We start from the raw sequence: 21,276 nt of genomic DNA, 5'->3' as shown, positions 1-21,276 counted from the left end.
ATGCGCAGGCGCGCACTGATCGTTCTCCTTACCGTGGTGGTGCTCCTCGCCGCGGCCGGAGTCACCACCGTGGTCCTGGAGATCACCCGCGTCGGCGGCACCCCCGAGGACGTCGCCCGCCGCTACCTGGAGGCCTGGGAGAACGGCCGCACGACCGTCATGCGGGACCTGGTGGCCGCCCCGCCGTCCGACTTCATCGCCCGCCACGAGCGGTTCGACGCCGCGCTCCGGATCGAGTCGATCGACCTGACCGCCGGGAAGCTGACCCGCAAGGGGGAGACGGCGGAGCTGGCCTTCACCGGCGTCCGCACCGTGGGCGGGCTGGGGGAGTGGCGGTTCGCGTCCACGCTGCACCTGGCCGTCAGGGACCGGGAGTGGAAGGTGCTCTGGAAGCCCGCGACGCTCCACCCCGGGCTCGGCGCCGGGGGCGAGCCGCGGCTCGCCGAGATCACCGTGCCCACCGTGACGCTCACCACCCGCGACCGCAAGGACTTCCCGAAGAACAGCGGAGCCGAGAAGTACGTCGAGGAGCTCAACCGGCGCATCGCCGAGGCGGCGGACGACCCGCCCACCGGCTGGGCGATCGAGGTGACCGATCCGGGCGGCGGCGTCAGGCGCCTGGCGGAGTTCCGCCCGCCGCCGCCCAAGCGCCGGGCGCGTACCACGATCGACTGGTTCACCCAGGCCGCCGCCGCGCGGGCGCTCGACGGCATGAACACACCCGCGGCGATCGTCGCGGTGCGGCCCTCCACCGGCGAGGTGCTCGCCGTCGCCGACCGCCTCGGCGACGCCCGGAACGCCTTCCTCGGCCTCTACCCGCCGGGGTCGGCGTTCGAGGTCGTGACCGCGGCGGCGCTGCTGTCCGCCGGGAAGGTGACCGCCGGGGCGAGCGCCGCCTGCCCGGCGCGGTACATCCCGCGGGCCCGCACGTTCACCAACGCCGACCGGCGCGACCGGGGCACGGTCACCTTCCGGCAGGCGTTCGCCCACTCCTGCGACACCACCTTCGCCCGGCTCGCCGTGGACAACCTGGGCGAGGGCGAACTGTGGACGCAGGCGAGCCGGATGGGCTTCGGCGCCCGCCTCGCCCCGGGGACCGAGGCCACCACGTGCACCCTGCGGCGGGTCAGGAACGATCGGGACCAACTCGGCGCGGACGCCACCGGTCAGGGCAGCGTGCGCGCCAGTCCGCTGTGCATGGCGCTGGTGGCGGCGGCCGTGCAGAACGGCACCTGGCGTCCGCCCCGGCTGATGTCCGCGCGGGTGACCCGGCGGATCCAGGGCTCGCCCCGGCCGGCGATGCGCCTGCCGGAGCCGACGGTCGCGGCGCTGCGGGAGATGATGTCCGCCGTCGTGACCGAGGGAACGGCGGCGTCCGCGGGCCTGCCCTCGGGCACGGCGGGCAAGACCGGCACCGCCAGGGTCGGCGGGCGGACCCACGCGTGGTTCGTCGGCTACCGCGGCGATCTGGCGTTCTGCGCCCTCGTCGAGAGCGGTACGGGCGGCACCGCGGGTGCCGGGGGCACCGGAGGCGCGGCCGACGCGACCTCCGTCGTGGCCCGTTTCCTCAAGGCCCTCTGACCGCCCGTAGGGCAGGGCCACCGCTACACAACGTCGCGCACGGGGGACCCTCGTGACCATCGTGCGTGAATAATCTTCGTTGGAACCGAGATATGACAGAAACTTATCCTGCTACGTACCATGAAGACAGAAGAATGGTCATTGCTACGGCAGGAGGAGGGGGAATGGCTCGGATCGCTCCCGGCGACGTCCACGAGGTACTGGCCCGGCATCTGCTCATCGACGGTTTCCACCTGGTGCTCGATCTGGAACGCAGCAGGGGGTCGTGGCTCGTCGACGCCCGTGACGGCCGCCGGTACCTGGACTTCTACACCTTCTTCGCCTCGGCCCCGCTGGGCGTGAACCCCTTCCACGACGACCCCGGCTTCCTGGCCGAGCTGGGCCGCGTCGCCGCGAACAAACCGGCCAACCCCGACCTGTACACCACCCACCTCGCCGAGTTCGTCGACACCTTCACCCGCGTCCTCGGCGACCCGGAACTACCGCACCTGTTCTTCGTCGAAGGCGGCGCGCTCGCCGTCGAGAACGCCCTGAAGTGCGCGTTCGACTGGAAGAGCCGCCGCAACCAGGCGCAGGGCCGCTCGCCGGAGCTCGGCACCCGCGTCCTGCACCTGACCCGCGCCTTTCACGGCCGCAGCGGCTACACGCTCTCGCTCACCAACACCGACCCGGTGAAGACCGAGCGCTTCCCCACGTTCGACTGGCCGCGCATCGAGGTCCCCGCGACCCACCTGGGCGACGTCGAGGCCGCCGAGGCCCGCGCCCTCGCCCAGGCGCGCGAGGCCTTCGAGCGTCACCCGCACGACATCGCCTGCTTCATCGCCGAGCCCATCCAGGGCGAGGGCGGCGACAACCACATGCGCCCGGAGTTCCTCCAGGCGATGCAGCGCCTGTGCCACGAGTACGACGCCCTGTTCGTGCTTGACGAGGTGCAGACCGGCGTCGGCCTGACCGGCACGCCCTGGGCCTACCAGCAGCTCGGCCTCGCCCCCGACATCGTCGCCTTCGCCAAGAAGACGCAGGTCGGCGGCATCATGGCGGGCCGCCGCGTGGACGAGGTGCCCGACAACGTCTTCCGGGTCAGCGGCCGCATCAACTCCACCTGGGGCGGCGGCCTGGTCGACATGGTCCGCTCCCGCCGCATGCTGGAGATCATCGAGCGCGACGGCCTGATCCCCCGCGCCGCGATCCTCGGCGAGAAGCTCCTGGCGGGCCTGCACGCCCTGCAGGCCGAATTCCCCGAGGCCGCCATCCGCGCCGTACGCGGCCGGGGCCTGATGTGCGCCTTCGACGTCGCCTCGGGCCGGCCCCAGGACCGCGACCGCCTCATCGCCCGCCTGCGCGAGGAGGAGGGCGTCCTGTTCCTCCCCTGCGGCGAGACCTCGATACGGCTCCGCCCCGCCCTCTCGGTCACCCCGGAGGAACTGGAGTACGGCCTGGCCGCCCTGCGCCGCGTCCTGACGAATCAGCCGGACAGCCCGGAGGGCCCCGACTCCCGCCACAACCCGATCGCCGCCATTCGCGAGTCCGCCCCGAGCTTGGCGTAGATCCGGTTCACATGGTTCTTGACCGTCTTCTCGCTGAGGAACAGCCGCTGCGCTATCTCACCATTGGAGTGACCGGTGGCGATCAGCTCCATGACCTCGGCCTCACGCTTGCTCAGGCCCATTCCGGCGCGGTCGTCGACTCTCATCCAGCCTCCGTGGACAGGAACGCAGTTGAGATCGCCGAGCCCCCCGCGCTTGGCGGTGTTGCGGATGAAAGCGAGCATAACGCGCACCATCCGCTTTTTGGGATGAGTTTGATCCCGCCCTTCGGACGCCCGGCCCGCCAGACCACCTGACGGCACAGCGAGCAGAACACGCGGAAGGCCCGGTCAGATCACTGACCGGGCCTTCCCCACAGGGTGAGTGATGGGACTTGAACCCACGACATCCAGGACCACAACCTGGCGCTCTGCCAACTGAGCTACACCCACCATCGGCCGTCGCAACGGCACGTAGAAAGTGTAGCGGGCTTTGCGAGTGTTTGCTTCGTCGGCGGGGCCGTACCGCGAAAGTGGTTCGGCGGACAGGGGGAGCGGGTCAGGGGGTGGAGGCGGCGATGACGTGCTCGGCGACGTCGCGGGCGGTGGCGGAGTCGGGGCCGGGCTGGGGGACGAAGACGGTCGCGCGGTAGTAGCGCAGTTCGCGGATGCTCTCGACGATGTCGGCGAGGGCGCGGTGGCCGCCCTGTTTCTCCGGGGCGGCGAAGTAGACGCGGGGGTACCAGCGCCGGGCCAGTTCCTTGATGGAGGAGACGTCGATCATGCGGTAGTGCAGGTAGGCGTCGAGGGCCGGCATGTCCCGGGCGATGAACGACCGGTCGGTGGCGATGGAGTTGCCGCACAGCGGGGCGCGCTTGGGCTCGGGGATGTGGCGGCTCACGTACTCCAGGACCTTCGCCTCGGCCTCGGCGAGAGGGACGCCGGAGGCCAGGGCGGGGAGCAGGCCGGAGGCGGTGTGCATCTGGCGTACCACGTCGGACATCTGCTCGACCGCCTCCGGCGGGGGCTTGATCACGATGTCCACGCCCTCGTCGAGCTGGTTCAGCTCGCCGTCGGTGACCACGCACGCCACCTCGACGAGTGCGTCCCGGCCGAGGTCGAGCCCGGTCATCTCACAGTCGATCCAAACCAGCAGGTCGTTCATAGCATCAGGTTAGAGCACATCACGGACCAGGCTGCGGTTGGCATATGTCAGCACTTATGCCGGGACTCGTGCCTGGGATTCATGCCGGGACTCATGCCGGGACTCATGCGGGGTGCTCGTCGGCTATTCGACCCGGAGGGAGGAGATCACCTGGTCGATGACGCCCGTGTCCAGGTTGTCGGGCACGGTCGCGAAGAGCAGCGCCGGGGGGTTGGCCTCACCGCGGTCCACCAGCACCACCGCGCCGAGCTCCTTCTGCCACTTCCAGCCGTTGGCCTTGGACTGCTTGCTGAAGTCCATCTCGAACCGCAGCAGCCAGCCCGGCCTGCCGCTGACGGTGATCGCCTTGTCCGCCACGATGCGGCGCTCGTGCGGCGGCTCGTACAGGCTGCCCTCGTTGTTGAGCAGGAAGGTGGCGGCGATATCGCGCATGCTCTGCGGCCCGCTGTACGGCGCGTCATCCGCCAGCGGCCCGGCCAGCACGCTGCCGAACCAGTCCTTGCCCGGCTCGTAGTCGTCCTGCGAGAGGGTCTGGAAGCCGCTGCTCCACTGCTGGCCGCCGGGGTCGGAGGAGTCGATCTGGCCCGCCTCGATGAGCTGCCAGGGGGCGCCGGGGTAGCTGTAGGACAGGCCGCTCACCCGGTCGGTGATGCGCCCGGCCGACGGCGGCTGCGGGGGCTCCGTCGTGCCCTGCGTCGGTTCGGGAGCCGGCGGCGACGACTCGGTGTTCGCGGTGGGCGAGGACGCGAGGTCCCTCTGATCGCCCGGCCCGCCTCGGCTGGCGGTGAGGTAGATCGTGCCGACGACGAGCAGGACGATGACGACGGCCGCGGCCACGCCGCCCGCGATCCACGGCAGCATCGGCCTGCCCTGGCGCGGCGGCGGGAAGTCGGGCACCGGCAGTTGCGCGGTGTCGCCCCGCTGCGACGGTCCGCCGGGGCCCGCCCAGGCAGCTGCGGCGGGAACGCCGGGGACGGCGCCGCCGGGGGAGCTCCACTGGGCGGTGACGGCCGTCGGGCTCGCGTCCGCCGTCGCGGCGGGGGCGAAGTCCGGCCTGGCAGGGGCCGGAGAGGCGGTGGCGTCGGCGGCCTCCGTCGCGCCGGTGCCGGGGCCTGTGGTGCCGGAGGCGGCGCCGTCCGGTGTGCCCGAGGCGTCGGGATGGGTGGTGTCCTTGGAGCCGGGCGCGGCGGAGGACTCGTCGGCCGACTCGGGCGCTTTGGGCGGGTCTTCCACCGCCGTTCCCGTCTGGGGGCGGCTGTGGGGGCCGCTATTGGGACCGCTGCTGGGGCCGCTGCTGAGACCAAGGGACTCGCCGAGCGAGTCGCCGCCCGTCGCGCCAGGGGACGCGCCGCCGTGAATGCCCGACCCCGCCTGCGTGCCCACCTGCGCGTTCTGCGCGGCGACGACCTCCAGGGGGTGGGTGGCGTCCGTCCACTGGGAACCGTCCCACCAGCGGAGCTGGGGGGTTCCGTAGGGGTCGGGATACCAACCGGCAGGGGATTGCGTCATGTTAGCCAGACTAATGAAACTTCGCGTGGTTTTAGCACCTGTAGGAGAACGTTGCCTTGCCCTCGACGCGCTTGCCGTCGGGCACCGGCGACAGTACGCGTAACGTCGCGGTGAACCTGCGGTTGCCGGGGCCTGACACGTTCCACAGCAACGGTACGCGGGTGGAGGTCTGCCCGCTCGCCACCGTCTGCACTTGCTCCTTGTTGACGCGGCCGTCGCTCTGCCGCCACTGGTACCGGACCGAGCCGGCTTCGCCGTTGGTGGTGATGACGGCGATGATTCTGGCGGTCTTGTCGCAGGTGAGCGTCTTGGGTCCGCGTACGTCCACCTTGGTGACGGCCAGCGGCGTCAGGCCGCCGCGCGGGATCAGCAGCCAGGCGAGCACGGCGCCGGTGAGGATCAACGCGAGCACGGCGGCCGAGACCGCGGCGCGCCGCCCCTGGTTGCGGCGGCGCGGGCCGCGCACCGACGCCAGCCGTTCCTGCGCCGAGAGCGTGGCCTGCTGGTCACGGCCCGCGCGCCAGATCTGGGCGGCGGTCGTGTCGGCCGGGACGCCGGGGCCGAAGCGCATCATCACGTCGCCGGACTGCGCCTGCTGCGGGGGCTGACCCGCCTGCGCGGTGACGGGGGTCGCCTGGGCGGAGCGATCGCCGGGCACCTTCAGCAGGGTGACCGCCTCGCCGTCGTTCAACCCGGGCGGCGCGGTGGCGGGGGACGGGGGCGGCGCGTACGTCGGGACCTGGGCCGCCGCCCACCAGTGGATGGTCTCGACGAGGCGGTCCTTGGTGCCGAAACCGGCCGGCAGCCGGTCGCGGTGGGTCAGCAGGGCGTCGCGGGCCGCCGCGAGCCCGTGCGTGGCGGCGACGCGGGAGACGTGGTCGAACAGTTCGGCCGCGGCGGGCTGGGCCGCGGCCCAGCCGGCGGACAGGCCGAGGGCGAGCGAGGACCAGGCCGCGACGTCGCGCTCGACCGCCGGGGGCTGCCCGCCCAGCGCGGCGGCGAGCCCGCGTTCGGCGAGCAGCGCGGTGCCGTCCGGGGCCAGCAGCACGGTGCCGGGGTGCAGCGAGCCGTGGGCCATCCCGGCCGCGTGCAGCGACAGCAGCGTCTGCGCCGTCTCCACCAGCACGGTGGCCGCGCTGCCCGCGTCGGGCCCCGCGCCCCCGGTCCGGCCGAGCAGGTCGGACACGCTCGGCATGCCCGGGGCCGCGGCGATCAGCCACACCTCGCCCCGCGCGGTGACCAGGTCGGCGACCGGCAGCAGCCCCGCCACCCCGGCCTGCGCCAGCCGCCGGTCCGCGAGCACCGCGCCGACCAGGCGTTCCCTGGCTCCGGGGTCGGCGACCAGGCCCGGCTCGAACCGGAGCAGGCCGACCGTCGCCCCGCCGGGCGACACGGCCTCGTACCAGGTGCCCAACTCACCCACCCTGGCCCGGCCGGTGAGCCGGTGACCAGCGATCATTCCCCCGTCGGGCATTTCCTCCCCTTCCGGCGCCGTCACCCCCGCATCCCGCGCCCGCCTCCCCGGCCGTACGGCATCTGCCGCCGACCGGCCTCGCCGTTCCGTACCAAGTGTGACGGGTGGGGCTCGCCACGTCACCCGGCGGGAGCCTGAAGGTTTCGCGTCGGGGCGGGAACGATTCGCCGCCGGACAAGCGGTGCGCGCCCGCACGCGGACCGGAGACCGGGAACGGTCCCGGACCGAGGCCTGGGACGGGGCCGGGGACGGGGCCGGACGCTCATTTCTTCTCGGGCAGCCTGATGGGGCGGGCGGTGTGCGGCTCCTCGGTCGGCGTCGGCCTGGCGGTGTGCGGCTCGTCGGCGGGGCAGATCGCGATGCAGGCGCCGCCTCCGCCGCCCGCGGTGGTCGGGCCGTTGGACTGCGGCGGGCGGGTGACCCTCGGGATCGGCGAGCGGACCGTCCGCGGCGGCGTGGGGGGAGGGGTCGCCGACGGCCGGGCCGTCCTCGTGCCGCCGCGCGACTTGGAGCCTGTTGCCGGTCAGGTCCTCCTGCGGCTCGTCGCTGGGCCGGCGGCCGGCCTTCGTCGGCGCCGATCTGCTCGCCGGCTCGTCCCCGTCCGGCGCGGCCACCGGGCGGCGGCCGTTGGTGCGGGTCGGCGCGGTCACGGGCCTGATGGTGGGCCTGATGGTGGGCCTGACCGTGGGACTGACGGTGGGACTGGTGGTCGGGTCGGGGGTAGGCGGCGGGGAGGTGTCCTCCGGCGCGGGCTCCTCGGAGGGGAGCGGCTCAGGCGACTCGCTGGGCCCGGCGGTCAGCGTCGGCACCGGCGTGTCGACCGCGCTCTGCGCGCTCAGGTTGGGCTTCTCGTAGTTGACCGAGGCGAACAGCACGGCCACCCCGGCGAACACCGCGACGGCGACCCCGCGCCGACGGCCACCTTGCCCAAGGGCTTCTTGGCCGCCCTGACCCGGTGCAGGCGGGTCTCGGCCAGCGAGGTGGTCGCGTCGGCCGCCTCGGCGACGGGCGCGGACGCCCCGAACAGCCCGGCCAGGCTCGCCAGGCGGCGTCGTCCGCGTTCCTCCCAGTCGGGTCCGTACGCTCCGGCGGCGGCCTCGAGCTCGGCGAGGAAGGCGTCGGCGGAGTGCGGGCGGTCGGCCGGGTGCTTGGCCATGCCTCGCTCCACCAGCCCCCGCAGCGGCTCGGGCACCTGCTCCACCGGCGGCGGCGCGGTCTGGTGCTGCCGGGCGAGCGCCGCGAGGTGCGTCCCCTGGAAGGGCTGGGCCCCGGTCAGGCACTCGAAGAAGACCACGGTCGCCGCGTAGACGTCCGTGGACGGGCTGGCGGGAGCACCCGCCCACTGCTCGGGGGCCATGTAGGCCGGGGTGCCGGCGCCGCCGACCTCGTCCCCCACCCGTACGGCCACGCCGAAGTCGACGAGCTTGCTCTCGCCCGCCAGGTCCACGATGACGTTCTCGGGCTTGAAGTCCCGGTGGACCAGGCCGTTGACGTGCGCGGCGGCGAGTCCCAGCAGCGCGCCCTTGAGCACGACCAGCGCCGCCTCCGGCCCGGTCGGCCCCTCCGCGCGCAGCAGCCGCCGCAGCGACACGCCCTCGACCAGTTCCATGACGATCCCGGCGCCGCCCTCGCCCTCCACGTACTCGTACAGGCGCGCGGCATGCGAGCTCCGCATGATCGCCAGAAGCCGGGCCTCGTGCCGGAACCCGGCGAGGAACTCCGGGTCGCGTAAGAGCTGCTCCGACAGATACTTGATGGCGACCGGGAAATCGTCACCTATCCGCCTGGCGAGAACCACGCGCCCCGAGGCACCCTTTCCCAGTTCCCGGACCTCGGTGTAACCAGGAACCCGCCAGGTCCCCCCGTGGCCGTTCATACCCATTTCTCCTATCGCTTGGCCCCCCGACCGTCAGATCGGTTCAAAGCGTATAGGCGCCCTTTTGCAGTTGTCCCGCGCATTATTGATCGGCGGCACCGTGCGGAATCGCTTTCCCGTACGGCGAAAGCCGTGTGGGAGTCGATCGCCCCGGTTATCGCACGCCCGCATCCACCGAGCGGTGCCTCCGCGCCGCCGTACCGACGTGTCCGCATATTGCCTGGTGAGCGGCTGGAGAGGACGGCCTGTTCCGGGTGTTCGGCCCGCCGGAGGCGCGGGCGGCCTCCGGTCGCCACCCGAAACGCGCGGCGAATACCGGAGCGGTTGGACCGTGCCAAAATCGGCCGGCAAGGGGTTATGCTCAAAAATTCAAGGAGTATGAGGGCGGGCCCTTCCTGAAACTTTCAGAAAGGGCCCGCGAACAGCTTGTTTCATTGATTCGACCGATTGTCGCCCGTTTATCTGGGAGAACGGGCCGCAGAATCTGAAAACACTTATCCGGGCGTGGGTCCCTCGCTGGTGGTCGGATCAGCGGCGCTTATGTTGAGCGTCGGCTCTTCGGTGGGGGTCGGGCCGTCGCCGGGCGTGGACGTGGCGGTCGCCGTGGCCGTGGGGGCGGTGCGCGTGGGGATGGGCCGGCGCGTGGTCGGCGGGGCCGCGGTCGCGGTCGGCCGCGCGGACGTCGGCGCGGCGGTGATCGTGGTGCGGTTCGGCCCGGGCAGCTTGGTGGAGGTGAGCTCGGGCTCCGGCGTGGCGGTCGAGCGGGTCGGGGTGGCCGACGGCCGTGTCGAGGGCCGGGTCGAGGGCGGGGTGCGGGACTTGGTCGCGGTGGGCGACGGCTTGGGGGAGGACGATTTGGTGGCGGTCGGCAGCGGTGCGGTGGTGTCGCCGGGTACGGTCGCGGTGGGGGTGGGGTCGCCCGGCTCCGGCGTCGGCGTCTCCTCCGGGAGATCCTCCTCCGTGGGCAACGGGTCGGGCTCGGCCGATTCCGTGGGCGCCATCGTCAGCGTGACGCCGGGGGTGGCGGACGAGGAGCTCGCGGTGAGCCGGGCGCCGTTCACGGTGCCCACGACGATCGCGGTCGCACCCGCCACCGCGGCCACCACGCCCGCGCCGATGGCGACCTTGAACGCGAGCTTCTTGCCCGCCGCCGCGGTGTGCGCCGCGCCCCCGTCGCCGCGCAGGCGGGTCTGGGCGAGGGCGGTGTTGGCGTCGGGCGCCGGCTCGCCGAGCGGGAACAGCATCCCGAGCAGCCCGGCCAGCCGCGCCAGGCGGCGTCGTCCGCGTTCCTCCCAGTCGGGTCCGTACGCTCCGGCGACGGCCTCGAGTTCGGCGAGGAAGGCGTCGGCGGAGTGCGGGCGGTCGGCCGGATGCTTGGCCATGCCGTGCTCCACCAGCCCCCGCAACGGCTCGGGCACCTGCTCCACCGGCGGCGGCGTGACCTGGTGGTGCCGGGCGATGGCGGCCACCGTGTCGGCCCGGAACGGCCGCGTGCCGGTGAGGCACTCGAAGAAGACGATCGTGGCCGCGTAGACGTCGGTCGCCGGGGTGGCGGGAGCGCCGGACCACTGCTCGGGCGCCATGTAGGAGGGCGTCCCGGCCCCGCCGACGTCGTCCCCCACCCGTACGGCCACGCCGAAGTCGACGAGCTTGCTGTTGCCCTCGGCGTCCACGATGACGTTCTCGGGCTTGAAGTCCCGGTGCACGAGCCCGCTGACGTGGGCGGCGGACAGCCCCAGCAGCGCGCCCTTGAGCACGACCAGCGCCGCCTCCGGCCCGGTCGGTCCCTGCGAGGCGAGCAGCCTGCGCAGCGACACGCCGTCGACCAGCTCCATGATGATCGCCGCGCCGCCGGCGCCTTCGACGTACTCGTACAACCGGGCGGCGTGCGGGCTGCGCAGGATCGCCAGCAGCCGCGCCTCGTGCCGGAACCTGGCCACGAAGCCCAGGTCCGCGCGCAGTTCGTCGGACAGGTACTTGATCGCGACCGGGAAGTCGTCACCGGCGCGCCGTGCCAGTACCACCCGCCCCGAGCCCCCCGTGCCCAGTTCGCGGACCTCGGTATAACCGGGCACGCGCCAGGCGCCCTCGTGGCCGTTCATTACGGTCTCCTTTTTGTGCTTGGGCCCCCCGCCCTTATACAGACCGTGACGAAGCATAGTGATGACCGCGTCGATGTGCCGACAAATCACAAATTCGGCACGATGTACGCATGGGGAAAATGATCCTGGTTCGCCCGAAGTATCCAATGGATCTAGAAGGCCGTGAGATGCCGTTGTGACGGCTTCGGGCGCGCGAGACCGCGGGAGTGTCCCCGCGCGATCCCGTACGGCAGGCCGCTCCTAGCGCTCGCTGATGTGCCGGGGCACCGGGATGCCCGGCGTGAGCAGCGGGTCGGGGACGGGGTCGCCCCAGGCGGTGACCAGCGGCAGCACGCCCGCCCAGATCGGCCGCGCGAGGTCCTCCTCGTCGTCGTTCGGCGGCCCCTGCCGCATCTTCACCGAGGCCTCGCGCAGGGACAGGGCCAGCACGGCGGTCGCGGCCAGCTCCTTGGCCGACGGTCGCCGGGCCGCCGCCCACTGGCCCGGCGCGAGCTGCTCGGTCAGCACCCGCAGCCCGGTCAGCTTCTCCTCCGGGTCCGCCACCAGGCGCGGCACGCCGTAGATCATGGCCGAGCGGTAGTTCACCGAGTGGTGGAAGACGGACCTGGCCAGCACGATCCCGTCCACGTGGGTGACGGTGACGCACACCTCCCCGCCCGCGCGCAGCGAGGTCGCGCCCGTCGAGCCGTGCAGGTAGAGCGTGTCCCCCAGCCGCCCGTACCCGGTCGGGATCACCCTCGGCGTCCCGTCGACCACGACGCCGAGGTGGCAGATGAGACCGGCGTCGAGCACGGCGTACAGCTCGGCCCGGTCGAAGCGGGCGCGCTCCTTCGAGCGGTTGAGGCGGGTACGCGACGACGGCGACAGCGGCGCGGCGGCCGGATCCGAAGTCCGGACATCTGCCGATGAAGATGATGAAACCGGGGCGATCTGCTCAGCGGACATGGCCGTAATGTAAGCGAGCAGTGGACACCCTGCCATGTCCACTGAACGGCACTTCGAGGAGACCACTTTGCGGAGTCACGTCGATCTCCCGCTGACGGTGAACCGCGCCGGCGACGTCCCCATGGCCGCCCAGCTCGCCGGTCAGCTGCGCGACGCCATGCTCACCGGAATGCTCAAGGCGGGCGAACGGGTGCCGTCCACCCGGTGGCTCGCCGCGTCGCTGGGGGTCAGCCGCACCGTCGTGACCGAGGCCTACCAGCAGCTCTACGCCGAGGGCTGGCTCGACGGGCGGCACGGCTCCGGCACCTACGTCGCCGATGTGACCGCGATCGCGCCGGGCGGCGACGACCGGCCCCGCGGGCGTCCGGCGGGCTCCGCCAGATCGCGGAGCACCCGCGAGGATCCGCTCGACGGGGAGTGGATCGATCTGCGGCCCGGCCGGGCCTGGGTGCTCGACATCGACCGGGCGGCGTGGCGGCGTGCCTGGCGGCGGGCGGGAGCGGCCCCGCTCGCCGACGACCCCGACCCGTTCGGCCTGCCCGAGCTGCGCGAGCAGCTCGCCCGCCACCTGCGCCGGGCGCGGGCCGTCCCGGCCGGTCCCGAGGGCATCATGGTCACCCGGGGGACCGGTAACGGGCTCGACCTCGTCGCCGCCACGCTGCTGCGCCCCGGCGACCGGGTGGGAGTGGAGGAGCCCGGCTACAGGGGAGCCCGTGCCGTCTTCGCCGCGCGCGGGGCCGAGGTGGTGCCCTGCCCGGTGGACGACCACGGGGTCGTCACCGACAACCTCCCCGGCGACCTGCGCCTGATCTACACCACGCCAGCCCACCAGTTCCCGCTCGGCGGGCGGCTGCCGATCACGCGGAGAGAGCGGCTGGTCGCATGGGCGCGCCGTACCGGGGCGATGATCGTGGAGGATGACTACGACGCCGAGTTCCGGTACGACGTCGCGCCGCTGCCCGCGCTCCACGGGCTCGACCCGGCCCGGGTGATCCTGCTCGGCACCCTGTCGAAGTCCCTCGCCGCCGACGTCGGCGTCGGCTGGCTGGTGGCCGAGCCCGGCCTGCTCGAACGGATCGCCCGCCGCCGCGAGGACTTCGGCGACCGCACCTCCGGCCCGGTCCAGACCGCCGTGGCCGCCCTGCTCGACAGCGGCGACCTCGACCGCCACCTGCGGCGCATGCGCCTGGAGTACGCCCGCCGCCGGGCCGTCGTCGTCGAGATCCTCGGCGAGGTCTGCCCGCCGAGCCGCGCCAGCGCCGGTGCCAGCGCCGCCGGCGAGGGCGCGCCGGGCGGGGACCCGGAGGGGACGTGGCGGCTCCGCGGCGACACCGCGGGCCTCCACGTCGCCGTCGAACTGCCCGCCCCGGTGGTGGCCCCCCTCGTGGCGGCGGCGCGGCGGCGCGGCGTGCTGCTCGACGTGATTGAGCGCAACTACGGCTCCGCCGCGGGACCCCGTGTCCACGGCCTGGTCGTCGGGTACGGCTCCGCGACCCAGGCCCAGATCGCGAAGGGTTGCCGCATCGTGGCGGACCTGCTCGCCGAGGCACGCCGAGACGCCCGGCGCGTCGAGCACGTCGGGCGGGTCGAGCACGTCGGGGGCGGGGCCGCCCGTGCGTCAGAAGCGCCCGGGCCGCCCGGCCCCGCTCACGAGGCCAGCGAGGTGCGCAGCTTGCCGTAGGTCTTCAGCGCCCGGTCGGCCGTCCTGCGCAGGTGGGGGTTGGCCAGGACCGTGGCGCGCGCCTTGCGGACGGGCACGCGGGCCAGCCAGTGCACGCCGGCGCCGAGGGCCGCGCGGGCGACGCGTCCCTCGCACACGGTGTACTCGCCGTTCTTGAGCTTGTCCTTGTACTCCTTCTGGCCTCGGCCCAGGTCGATCACCTGGATGCCGCTCTTGGCGGCGCGCTCGGCCATCGCCAGATGGTGGATCAGGCCGGGGGAGTACTTGGAGAACGCGGTGTCGTAGGCGGGGAACCAGCCGACGAGCGTCGTCTTGGTGCGCAGCCCGAAGTGCCCGGCGACCGGGCGGTCGTCGACGTACACCATGTCGAGGACCCCGGCGAAGTGCTCGTTGTCCACCGTGAGCAGGTTCTCCACCAGGCGGACGATCCACGGCCGCGCGAACCGGTCGGTCCTGCCGGTGCGCCGGTACTGGTCGGTCTTCCAGCTGAGCAGCGTGTGCAGCGGCGCCTTGTCCCGCACCTCGTAGTCGTGTCGGAGCGTGCCAAAATCGCGCTGCAGCTTACGGCTCTTATATACGGTGGATTTGTACGTCTTGCCGGAATTCTTCTTGATTGTCTCGATGTACGCGTCGAACCCGTCGGTCATGTCGATGATCGGCGAGGGGTGACGCGAGTACGCTGCCGGCAGCAGGGGCTGGCCCGCGATCAGGTGGTCGAACTCGAAGACCGAGAGCCCGCACTCCTTGATCAGCCGGTATGGGTCGATCTCGATGTCCTTGGCGTGGATGAGCCCCTGCGCGTCCGTCAGCCCCGCCGCTATCGGCATGCCGATCCCGAACGGATGTCTCTCGAAGGGGAAGAAGCCGACGATCGACGGGCCGTCGCTGAGTATCGCGACCCGTGCCTGGTCACGCAGGCGTCCGACCTCGAGGGTGAACTCCGGAGACAGGAACGGATTGTCGAGCGCGGGATGCGACGCCTGAAGCTCCCGCCACGCGTTTATCTCGATGTCTCCCAGTTCGCGTGGATGTACGACTGAGATACGCATGAGCTCCCTATCAGGGGTAGGTGGTGCGGCCAAGCGGCCCGACACGCTACTACCCAGGATGAAGGGCCGCGTGTAAGCGAGGAGTAAAAGCTCACCGTAGCCTGAAGAGATCCTGAACGTTGCCCGGATGTTTCGGCGGTCGCCCTGCCGCACCGCAGGTCACCGGCTGATTCCCGGCTCAATTCAGGCTCGGCGGCCATCCTCGTGGCAAATCTTACCCCCTGTCGAGTGACCGTGTGGGCACGGGGGTCAACTCCTGCCGCGGCCAGGGCACCTGGACGGGGGACAGGCCGTCCCCGATGATCCGTTCGATGTCGATGGGCCCGGGACCGCCGTCGGAGGTGTCCGGTACCTGAGAGTGACCGAAGTGCCCGCCCGCCGCCCAGGCGCGCCTGCTGCGCGGCGCGGCGATGGAGTGCGGATGGGGCAGCGGGGGACCCGCAGGCCAGTGCCGGGGGATGTTCCAGGAGTCCAGCCAGGCGAGGATCTCGTCCAGACCGTCCATCTTGGTGTCGGTGAAGGGCTCGTGCACCGAGCCGAGCACCCGGATCTGTACGCAGACGCGTCCGTGCCGGTTGAGCTCGCCCGGCAGGCCGAGTGCCGCGCGGGTCGCCGGCAGGGACTGGATGATCTGCCCGCTCACGGGGTTCCAGACCAGGTGGGCCGGTTGGCCGACCTGGACGAGGCGCTGGGCCGCGGATTTCGCGCTGACGCCGTGGGGATCGGCCGGCCACAGGAGCCAGACCACGCGTGGAGCCCCTCCGTTCATGGGGCCGCCGTCGTCGGAAGCGGGAACTACACTGGCGGTTCGTAGCCATGCTTGGGCCACTGTGCCCCCTAAAATCCTCGGTGGCCTAGTTTTTACCCATTCCATGCTGACCGTACGCGTCAAGGTTCCGTAGGGCTTCGCGGCATGTGCACCTGTATAGTGCCTCACGCGTCCTAACAACCGTTACCGCAGGATGCGGGGGTCTCAAGTGTTCTGCAAGCTGCTGTGGATACGGTGACGGAGTGTTCGATAACGGAGGCCGGCATGCGCGGCGGCGTGGGCTCCCCCGCGGCCCCGTGGCGCTGGTGGCGGGCATCGTCGCCCTCGCGCTCGTGACCGTCATCCTGACGCTGGCCGCCAAGCGCGTACGGAACGAAGGGGTCGAGGCGACCATTCCGCCCACCCCGCAGCCACCGCCCTCGCTGGCCGCACCCCCCACGATGACCGACTGGCCGCGCTGGGGCGTGACGCACACGCAGTACAGCGTGGACAACGAGGACGAGGCGGCCCTGGCCGCGGGCAGCAGCCTGCTCGCCCGGGAGCCGATGCTGCAGAACCAGCACATCATGGGCTGGGGCGCGGGCAACCCCGAGCCCGCGCCGGACAAGTACGACTTCCGGGACCTGGACCGCCGCGTCAAGCTGATGGCCGACACCCGGTCGATCCCGGTGCTCACGCTGTGCTGTGCCCCCGACTGGATGAAGGGCGGCGCGGAGGGCCGGACCAACTGGAGCAAGATCGAGGTCGCCCCGCAGCGCGAGCACTTCGACGACTACGCCGCGCTGGCCGCCACCGTGGCCAAGCGGTACCCGAACGTCAAGTACTTCATGGTGTGGAACGAGTTCAAGGGCTTCTGGAACAACAGCCACAACATGTGGGACGCCGAGGCGTACACCGACCTCTACAACCGGGTGTACGACGCGCTGAAGAAGGTGAACCCGAACATCAAGGTGGGCGGGCCGTACGTCCCGGTCGACAGCGACGTCCGATCTCAGAACCCCTCGAACCTGAAGGGCGCCTGGGGAGTGGTGGACCAGCGCTCGCTCGACGCGATCGAATACTGGCTCGACCACAAGAAGGGCGCGGACTTCATCATCGTGGACGGGTCGTCGGTCACCGGCGACCGTGGCCTGGTGCCCGACGAGTTCGCCGCCCTCGGCAAGTTCAGCGCGATCACCAAGTGGCTGCGGGACCGCAGCGGCAACCTGCCGGTGTGGTGGGCCGAGTGGTACGTGGCGCCCGACAACGTCGACTGGGACGAGCAGCATCTCACGGCCGTCCAGGCCGCCGCCATGATGGAGTTCGTCACGAGCGGCGCGCAGACCGCCCTGTATTGGAACCCGCAGCGCCGCTCCGGCGACGACTGCCCCGGCTGCCTCTGGCAGCCCGGCACGGGCCAGGAGATGCCGATGGCGGGCCTGCTCAGCGGCTTCACCCACTGGTTCCACACCGGCGCCCAACTGGAGTCCGTCGTCGCGAGCGACCAGCGGGTACGCACCCTCGCCACGGCCAACCAGATGGTCATGGTGAACACCACCAACGCCCCCATCAACGTGAACGTGGACGGCAGGAACTTCGAGTTCGCCCCCTACGAGGTCAAGTGGAGCGAACGCGGCGAAGGCGGCGAGTAGCGGCCGGTCAGCAGGCCGGTGGCGATCGCTCGCGCTCTCCGCGAGGCCCTCTGAGCGGCGAACTCCCCGTTCAGAGGGGTTCCAGAGGGGTTCAAAAAGGGCCCTTGCCGTCGGTGACCCGCTCGCCCGCCGGTCATCGGCCTTGAGCACGCGTCCGTTACCGACCCGACCACCGCCCGCGCCGCGACCGGCCCGTCCCGACGACGCCGACGACCGGGAAAGCGGTCTGTCTCTGGAAACCGCCGACGATCGCGCCCGCCGAAACGGCCGACCGAGGCCCGACCGGACGTCGATGCCCGGTCGGGCCTACTGCTGCAGCGGGTCGAAGCCGAGCTCGACGAAGCGTTCGACGACGACGGCGATGGCGACGAACGCGGCCGGGATCGCGATCGCCAGGAAGCTGCGGCGGGCCTTGCGCCAGCGGTCGTCCACCCCGTTGAGGCGCAGGGCCTCGTAACCGAACAGGGTGATCCAGGTGATGCCCAGGCCGGCCAGGCCGTACGGAGTCCAGGGCGTGGAGCGGTCGCCGACGAGCTGGAACGAGGCGGGCGCGGGAACCTCCGTGCCCTTCGGATAGGACTTGAGCACGTACACCGCGGCGTCCGGCCGTTTGAAGACGGCCTTGAGCTGTTTGGACTTGTCCAGGGTCTCCCGGAACCGCGTGCCCCAATCGGCCGGATAGCCGTGGTTGAGCTCCAGATAGGCGTCCTGCCCCCGAGTGGCGAGCAGGTACGTCTGCGGCCCCAGCGTGCGCAGTTGCGTGATCAGGTGGGAGATCTGCGTGGGATCCTGCGGCGCGAGCGCCTCGCGGTACTCGACCACGTCGATGTCCCGCTCCCGCCAGGGGATCGTCGGCGTGATCTCCTGGTTGAGCTCCGGCACCAGGTACAGCGCGCGGGCGCTCGGCTTGTCGTGGTCGTAGATGTAGCGCATCGCCGCCGCCTCGTCGGTGGTGATGCGCTCGAACTTCTCGTTGCCGTACCGGGCGATCAGGAACGCCCCGGCCAGCGCCACCGCGGTCACCGCCGCGAGCGTGATCGACGCGTTCCGCGCGAAGGTCGGGTTGAGCTTCGGCAGGAAGTCCAGCCTCGGCACCCGCTGCGGCCGGATCTCCGGCGCGTCCACGCTGAGCTGCGGATTCGGGAAGAACGCGTACGCGGCCAGGATGCACGTCCCGGGGATGGCGAACAGGTACACCCGCAGGCCGATCTCACCGCCGTAGCTCTGCAGACCGAGGGCGAGGACCGGAATGCACAGCAGCACCACCGCCACCCGGTCCACCACGCCCCGGTGCAGCCGCCGCAGCAGCCCGATCGCGGCGAGCAGCAGCACGACGGCGAGAATGCCCAGCCGAACCTGCAGCACGATCGCGTGCTGCGGGTCGGTGCCGACCAGTCGGTCCCCGGTGTTCTCCTGCAGGTTGTCGAAGATCCGCCCGATGCCGCCGAACAACTGGTCGAAGTGCCCGCTCCAGTACGGCGTGGCCTGATAACTCAGCCAGGCCACCACGATCAGCCCGAGGAACACCGGCAGCGCCAGCGTGAACGTGGTGCGGCGCAGCAGGATGAACCCGGTCAGCGCCCCCAGCATCATGAACGGCGTGACCTGGTGCGTCGCCGCCGTCGCCGTGAACAGGCCGATCAGCAGGAGCAGGGTGATCAGCCGGTCGCGCCCGTCGGCCCCCTGCGGGGGCAGCTCGCCCGGCGTCAGCCGGTCCAGCCGCGCCAGCGTACGGCGGATGAACCCCTTGGGCGGCAGCGGCCCGGTCCGATGCTCGACCTTGCCGAACCAGCGCAGCACGATCGCGACGAACATCAGGTACCACAGGTAGGTGAAGCCCTGCGGCGAGAAGTAGTCCTGCCCGATCCACTGCACCACCACGAACAGCAGCGCGGCGAACCACCGGGCCCGCGTCGTGGCCACGATCTGGCGCAGGATCAGCACGAACGGCACCAGATACAGCAGGTTCATCAGCAGCGGCCACCACTTGAGGATGAGCGCGTAGTCCGCGATGTCCGCCGATCTGGTCAGGAACCCGAACACCGAGAAGAAGCCCGGCCAGCTGAACCGGGCGTCGAGTCCGGGGATCGCCTCGCCGACCCGCCCGATGTACTCGGCGAACCCGGCGTGCACCCACGCGGTGTGAAACCGCGGCTCGTCCTCCACCAGCGCGGCGGCCCCGTGCAGCGCGAACGTGATCGCGGCGAGCTGGAACAGCAGCACGCCCTTGCGGTCGAGGTTCTGCACCAGCGTGATGAAGAAGGCCACGATCAGCAGCACGATCGACGCCAGCGCCGCGCCCGGCAGCACCGAGATGAGGCCGAGCCCGTTGATCTGGTTCAAATCGACGCCGCGAAGGAAGCCCGGGGGCACCTTCAGCGACAGCACGTACATGATCAGGCCCTCGAGCGTCAGCAGCGGCGGCAGCCACGTGGCCACCCGCCCCAGCCGAGGGGCCTGCGCCGGTTTGGCCTCGGGCTTCGGATGCGCGGCGGGCGCGGCCTTCGCGGGGGCCTCGACGGACACCACGGCCGTCGTATTCGGGTCCGGCAGCGTTTCCGGCTCCGGCCTACTCTCCGGTTTGCTCTCCGGCCTACTGTCCGGCCTGCTCTCAGGCCTACTCTCAGGCTCGGTCTCCGGGGTTCGCTGCCGTCTCCACCACGATGTCTTGGACGGTCCCGGGGCGGCGGGAGCGGGCGCCTCCGGGCTCGGTGCCACCGCTTCGGGTGCCGCCTCAGGCGTCGCCGATTCGATCGCCGGCTTCGCCTCGGCTCCGGACCGCGGCTCCTCCACGGGCGCGGGCGTCCCCGAACGCGATACCTCGGGCCGCTCGGCGGGCGCGGGCTTCGCGGACGGATCGGCCGCCGGTGGAGTCGCGGCGGCCGAGTCCTTCCTGAACTGTCGTGGGATCGGGCGCGGTCTGGCCGGCGTCCGATTCAGCTCTTCGTCGTCGAGTTCTTCGGAGTCATCCCGGGAAGGAGCCGAAGGGCTCTTCTGCACCGGAAAGCTCTCCACCCGCGACGACGCCGAGCCCGAGGACTTGCCCCGGCCCTTCTCCTTGCCGTCCTTGGGCAGCACGATCTTCGGTATCGCCGCCGTGCTGTCCGGATCGAATTCCGCCGCCTCATCCGCCGACGCGTCGGCACCGCCGCGCCCCCCGCCCTCGGCGGTTCCCTTCGGACGATCGCCTGTACGCTCTCCGGCCCAGGCGGCGGAAGTCGGCCCGACGGGCTGCTTGCCCGCCTTCTTGTCAGCCTTATCGGCCTTATCGGCGCGCTCGGCCGCCGCGATGGCGGCCTGAATGTCGGCCTTCGAGATGGCCGCCGTGCTGTCCGGGTCGAGATCGGCATCCGTGCCGGCGCTGGCCGCGTCCGTCTGGCCGGATCCACTTTTGGCCGGGCGCTCCTTCGCGGTGCCGGTCTTTGTGGCGCCGGTCTTTGTGGCGCCGGGTTTCGCGGTGCCGGGTTTTGTGGTGTCGCTCTTCGCCGAGCCCGCACCGCCCGCGTCCTTGATCGCGGAGATGTCGATCTTCGGGAAGGTCATGGTGCTGTCCGGGTCGACGTCGGCGTCCTCGCCGGACCCGGCGTCCTCATCGGCCGCGGCCGAGCCAGGGGTGGCCTTCGCGCCGTTCGCCACGCCGGACTCGTCGTCGATGCGGATCGGGGCGAACCCCTGGATGAGAGTGGTCTCCTCCAGGGCGTCCTCGTCGGGCTCGGCCTCCCGGTCGTCGCCGTCCTCGCCTCGCGCGTTCCAGACGGCCTCGACGTCCTGAGTGTCCTGACCATCGGAGGCGTCCTCGGCGGCGGGCGCGTCCTTCCGCCCCGAGGACGCGCGGGCACCGGCGGACGAGGACGGATCGACGGTGACCGTCTTCTCGGCGTCCTCGTCCGTGTCTCGGGGGGCCGACCGGGACGTTTCCGCCGCGGCTTCGGTCGCCTCCCCGGTTTCCGTCTCCGGCACGGCGTTCCC

General features: G+C 71.7%; 14 protein-coding genes, 1 tRNA gene and 1 pseudogene. 5 read left to right on the top strand and 11 right to left on the bottom strand.

Annotation, left to right across the window (positions count from 1 at the left end; genetic code table 11):
* Both AB0K60_RS07745 and lat read left to right on the top strand, forming a co-directional pair.
* The gene (locus AB0K60_RS07745; protein ID WP_364049762.1) at positions 1 to 1,581 is read left to right on the top strand and encodes a penicillin-binding transpeptidase domain-containing protein; all 1,581 of its coding nucleotides are present in this window, start codon (positions 1 to 3) and stop codon (positions 1,579 to 1,581) included.
* Between the two features lie 164 nt (positions 1,582 to 1,745).
* Complete coding sequence (gene lat / locus AB0K60_RS07740) at positions 1,746 to 3,128, top strand: L-lysine 6-transaminase (RefSeq protein WP_364049760.1); 1,383 nt, start codon at positions 1,746 to 1,748, stop codon at positions 3,126 to 3,128.
* On the opposite strand, the pseudogene AB0K60_RS07735 reads toward lat, so the two are convergent.
* From AB0K60_RS07735 to AB0K60_RS07715, 5 genes and pseudogenes are all read right to left on the bottom strand, one after another.
* Positions 3,047 to 3,250, bottom strand: a pseudogene (locus AB0K60_RS07735) (response regulator transcription factor); the annotation flags it as partial. The gene lat and the pseudogene AB0K60_RS07735 overlap by 82 nt on opposite strands.
* A 236-nt stretch (positions 3,251 to 3,486) precedes the next feature.
* Positions 3,487 to 3,559: transfer RNA gene (locus AB0K60_RS07730), tRNA-His, on the bottom strand.
* Between the two features lie 106 nt (positions 3,560 to 3,665).
* Positions 3,666 to 4,271, bottom strand: coding sequence for an oligoribonuclease (gene orn / locus AB0K60_RS07725; RefSeq protein WP_364049758.1), 606 nt, complete (start codon positions 4,269 to 4,271; stop codon positions 3,666 to 3,668).
* 123 nt (positions 4,272 to 4,394) lie between these two features.
* The gene (locus AB0K60_RS07720) at positions 4,395 to 5,780 is read right to left on the bottom strand and encodes a DUF2510 domain-containing protein (protein WP_364049756.1); all 1,386 of its coding nucleotides are present in this window, start codon (positions 5,778 to 5,780) and stop codon (positions 4,395 to 4,397) included.
* Between the two features lie 31 nt (positions 5,781 to 5,811).
* Positions 5,812 to 7,254 (bottom strand): hypothetical protein, encoded by a 1,443-nt coding sequence (locus AB0K60_RS07715; RefSeq protein ID WP_364049754.1) that lies wholly within the window; start codon positions 7,252 to 7,254, stop codon positions 5,812 to 5,814.
* A 516-nt stretch (positions 7,255 to 7,770) separates the two neighbouring features.
* On the opposite strand from AB0K60_RS07715, the gene AB0K60_RS07710 reads away from it, so the two are divergent.
* A complete protein-coding gene (locus tag AB0K60_RS07710; protein ID WP_364049752.1) occupies positions 7,771 to 8,109 on the top strand; it encodes a hypothetical protein in 339 nt (112 codons plus the stop codon).
* Here AB0K60_RS07710 and AB0K60_RS07705 read toward each other — a convergent pair.
* The 3 genes from AB0K60_RS07705 to AB0K60_RS07695 all read right to left on the bottom strand — a co-directional run bounded on the left by AB0K60_RS07705 (position 8,090) and on the right by AB0K60_RS07695 (position 12,177).
* Complete coding sequence (locus tag AB0K60_RS07705; protein ID WP_364049750.1) at positions 8,090 to 9,130, bottom strand: serine/threonine-protein kinase; 1,041 nt, start codon at positions 9,128 to 9,130, stop codon at positions 8,090 to 8,092. The two genes, AB0K60_RS07710 and AB0K60_RS07705, sit on opposite strands and share 20 nt — an antisense overlap.
* Positions 9,131 to 9,624: 494 nt before the next feature.
* Positions 9,625 to 11,232, bottom strand: a complete 1,608-nt coding sequence (locus tag AB0K60_RS07700) for a protein kinase (RefSeq protein ID WP_364049748.1) — start codon at positions 11,230 to 11,232, stop codon at positions 9,625 to 9,627.
* 240 nt (positions 11,233 to 11,472) lie between these two features.
* Complete coding sequence (locus AB0K60_RS07695) at positions 11,473 to 12,177, bottom strand: pyridoxamine 5'-phosphate oxidase family protein (protein WP_364049746.1); 705 nt, start codon at positions 12,175 to 12,177, stop codon at positions 11,473 to 11,475.
* Positions 12,178 to 12,211: 34 nt separating this feature from the next.
* Here AB0K60_RS07695 and AB0K60_RS07690 point away from each other — a divergent pair, with 34 nt between their 5' ends.
* Positions 12,212 to 13,858, top strand: coding sequence for a PLP-dependent aminotransferase family protein (locus AB0K60_RS07690; protein ID WP_364049744.1), 1,647 nt, complete (start codon positions 12,212 to 12,214; stop codon positions 13,856 to 13,858).
* On the opposite strand, the gene AB0K60_RS07685 is transcribed toward AB0K60_RS07690, so the two are convergent.
* Together AB0K60_RS07685 and AB0K60_RS07680 are read right to left on the bottom strand one after the other, a co-directional pair.
* Entirely contained in the window at positions 13,825 to 14,907 is a 1,083-nt protein-coding gene (locus tag AB0K60_RS07685; protein WP_364049742.1) for a GNAT family N-acetyltransferase, read from the bottom strand. The two genes, AB0K60_RS07690 and AB0K60_RS07685, sit on opposite strands and share 34 nt — an antisense overlap.
* Positions 14,908 to 15,121: 214 nt before the next feature.
* On the bottom strand, positions 15,122 to 15,655 hold the full coding sequence (locus AB0K60_RS07680) for a hypothetical protein (RefSeq protein ID WP_364049741.1): 534 nt from the start codon (positions 15,653 to 15,655) through the stop codon (positions 15,122 to 15,124).
* A gap of 263 nt (positions 15,656 to 15,918) precedes the next feature.
* Between AB0K60_RS07680 and AB0K60_RS07675 the strand changes: the two genes are divergently transcribed.
* Positions 15,919 to 17,307 (top strand): xylan 1,4-beta-xylosidase, encoded by a 1,389-nt coding sequence (locus AB0K60_RS07675; protein WP_364049739.1) that lies wholly within the window; start codon positions 15,919 to 15,921, stop codon positions 17,305 to 17,307.
* 306 nt (positions 17,308 to 17,613) lie between these two features.
* On the opposite strand, the gene AB0K60_RS07670 is transcribed toward AB0K60_RS07675, so the two are convergent.
* Positions 17,614 to 21,267 carry a hypothetical protein gene (locus tag AB0K60_RS07670; RefSeq protein WP_364049737.1) on the bottom strand — a complete coding sequence of 1,218 codons (3,654 nt, stop codon included), beginning with the start codon at positions 21,265 to 21,267 and terminating at the stop codon, positions 17,614 to 17,616.
* Between the last annotated feature and the right edge of the window lie 9 nt (positions 21,268 to 21,276).

The organism is Thermopolyspora sp. NPDC052614 (assembly GCF_040678635.1).
Taxonomy (GTDB): Bacteria; Actinomycetota; Actinomycetes; order Streptosporangiales; family Streptosporangiaceae; genus Thermopolyspora.
The sequence above is the reverse complement of the archived record's forward strand: the minus strand, read 5'-3'. Positions and strand labels throughout refer to the sequence as shown.

Coding starts and splice junctions, on each gene's coding strand:
- AB0K60_RS07745 (WP_364049762.1), top strand. CDS start 1: ATGCGCAGGCGCGCACTGATCGTTCTCCTTACCGTGGTGGTGCTCCTC.
- lat (WP_364049760.1), top strand. CDS start 1,746: ATGGCTCGGATCGCTCCCGGCGACGTCCACGAGGTACTGGCCCGGCAT.
- orn (WP_364049758.1), bottom strand. CDS start 4,271: ATGAACGACCTGCTGGTTTGGATCGACTGTGAGATGACCGGGCTCGAC.
- AB0K60_RS07720 (WP_364049756.1), bottom strand. CDS start 5,780: ATGACGCAATCCCCTGCCGGTTGGTATCCCGACCCCTACGGAACCCCC.
- AB0K60_RS07715 (WP_364049754.1), bottom strand. CDS start 7,254: ATGCCCGACGGGGGAATGATCGCTGGTCACCGGCTCACCGGCCGGGCC.
- AB0K60_RS07705 (WP_364049750.1), bottom strand. CDS start 9,130: ATGAACGGCCACGGGGGGACCTGGCGGGTTCCTGGTTACACCGAGGTC.
- AB0K60_RS07700 (WP_364049748.1), bottom strand. CDS start 11,232: ATGAACGGCCACGAGGGCGCCTGGCGCGTGCCCGGTTATACCGAGGTC.
- AB0K60_RS07695 (WP_364049746.1), bottom strand. CDS start 12,177: ATGTCCGCTGAGCAGATCGCCCCGGTTTCATCATCTTCATCGGCAGAT.
- AB0K60_RS07690 (WP_364049744.1), top strand. CDS start 12,212: ATGTCCACTGAACGGCACTTCGAGGAGACCACTTTGCGGAGTCACGTC.
- AB0K60_RS07685 (WP_364049742.1), bottom strand. CDS start 14,907: ATGCGTATCTCAGTCGTACATCCACGCGAACTGGGAGACATCGAGATA.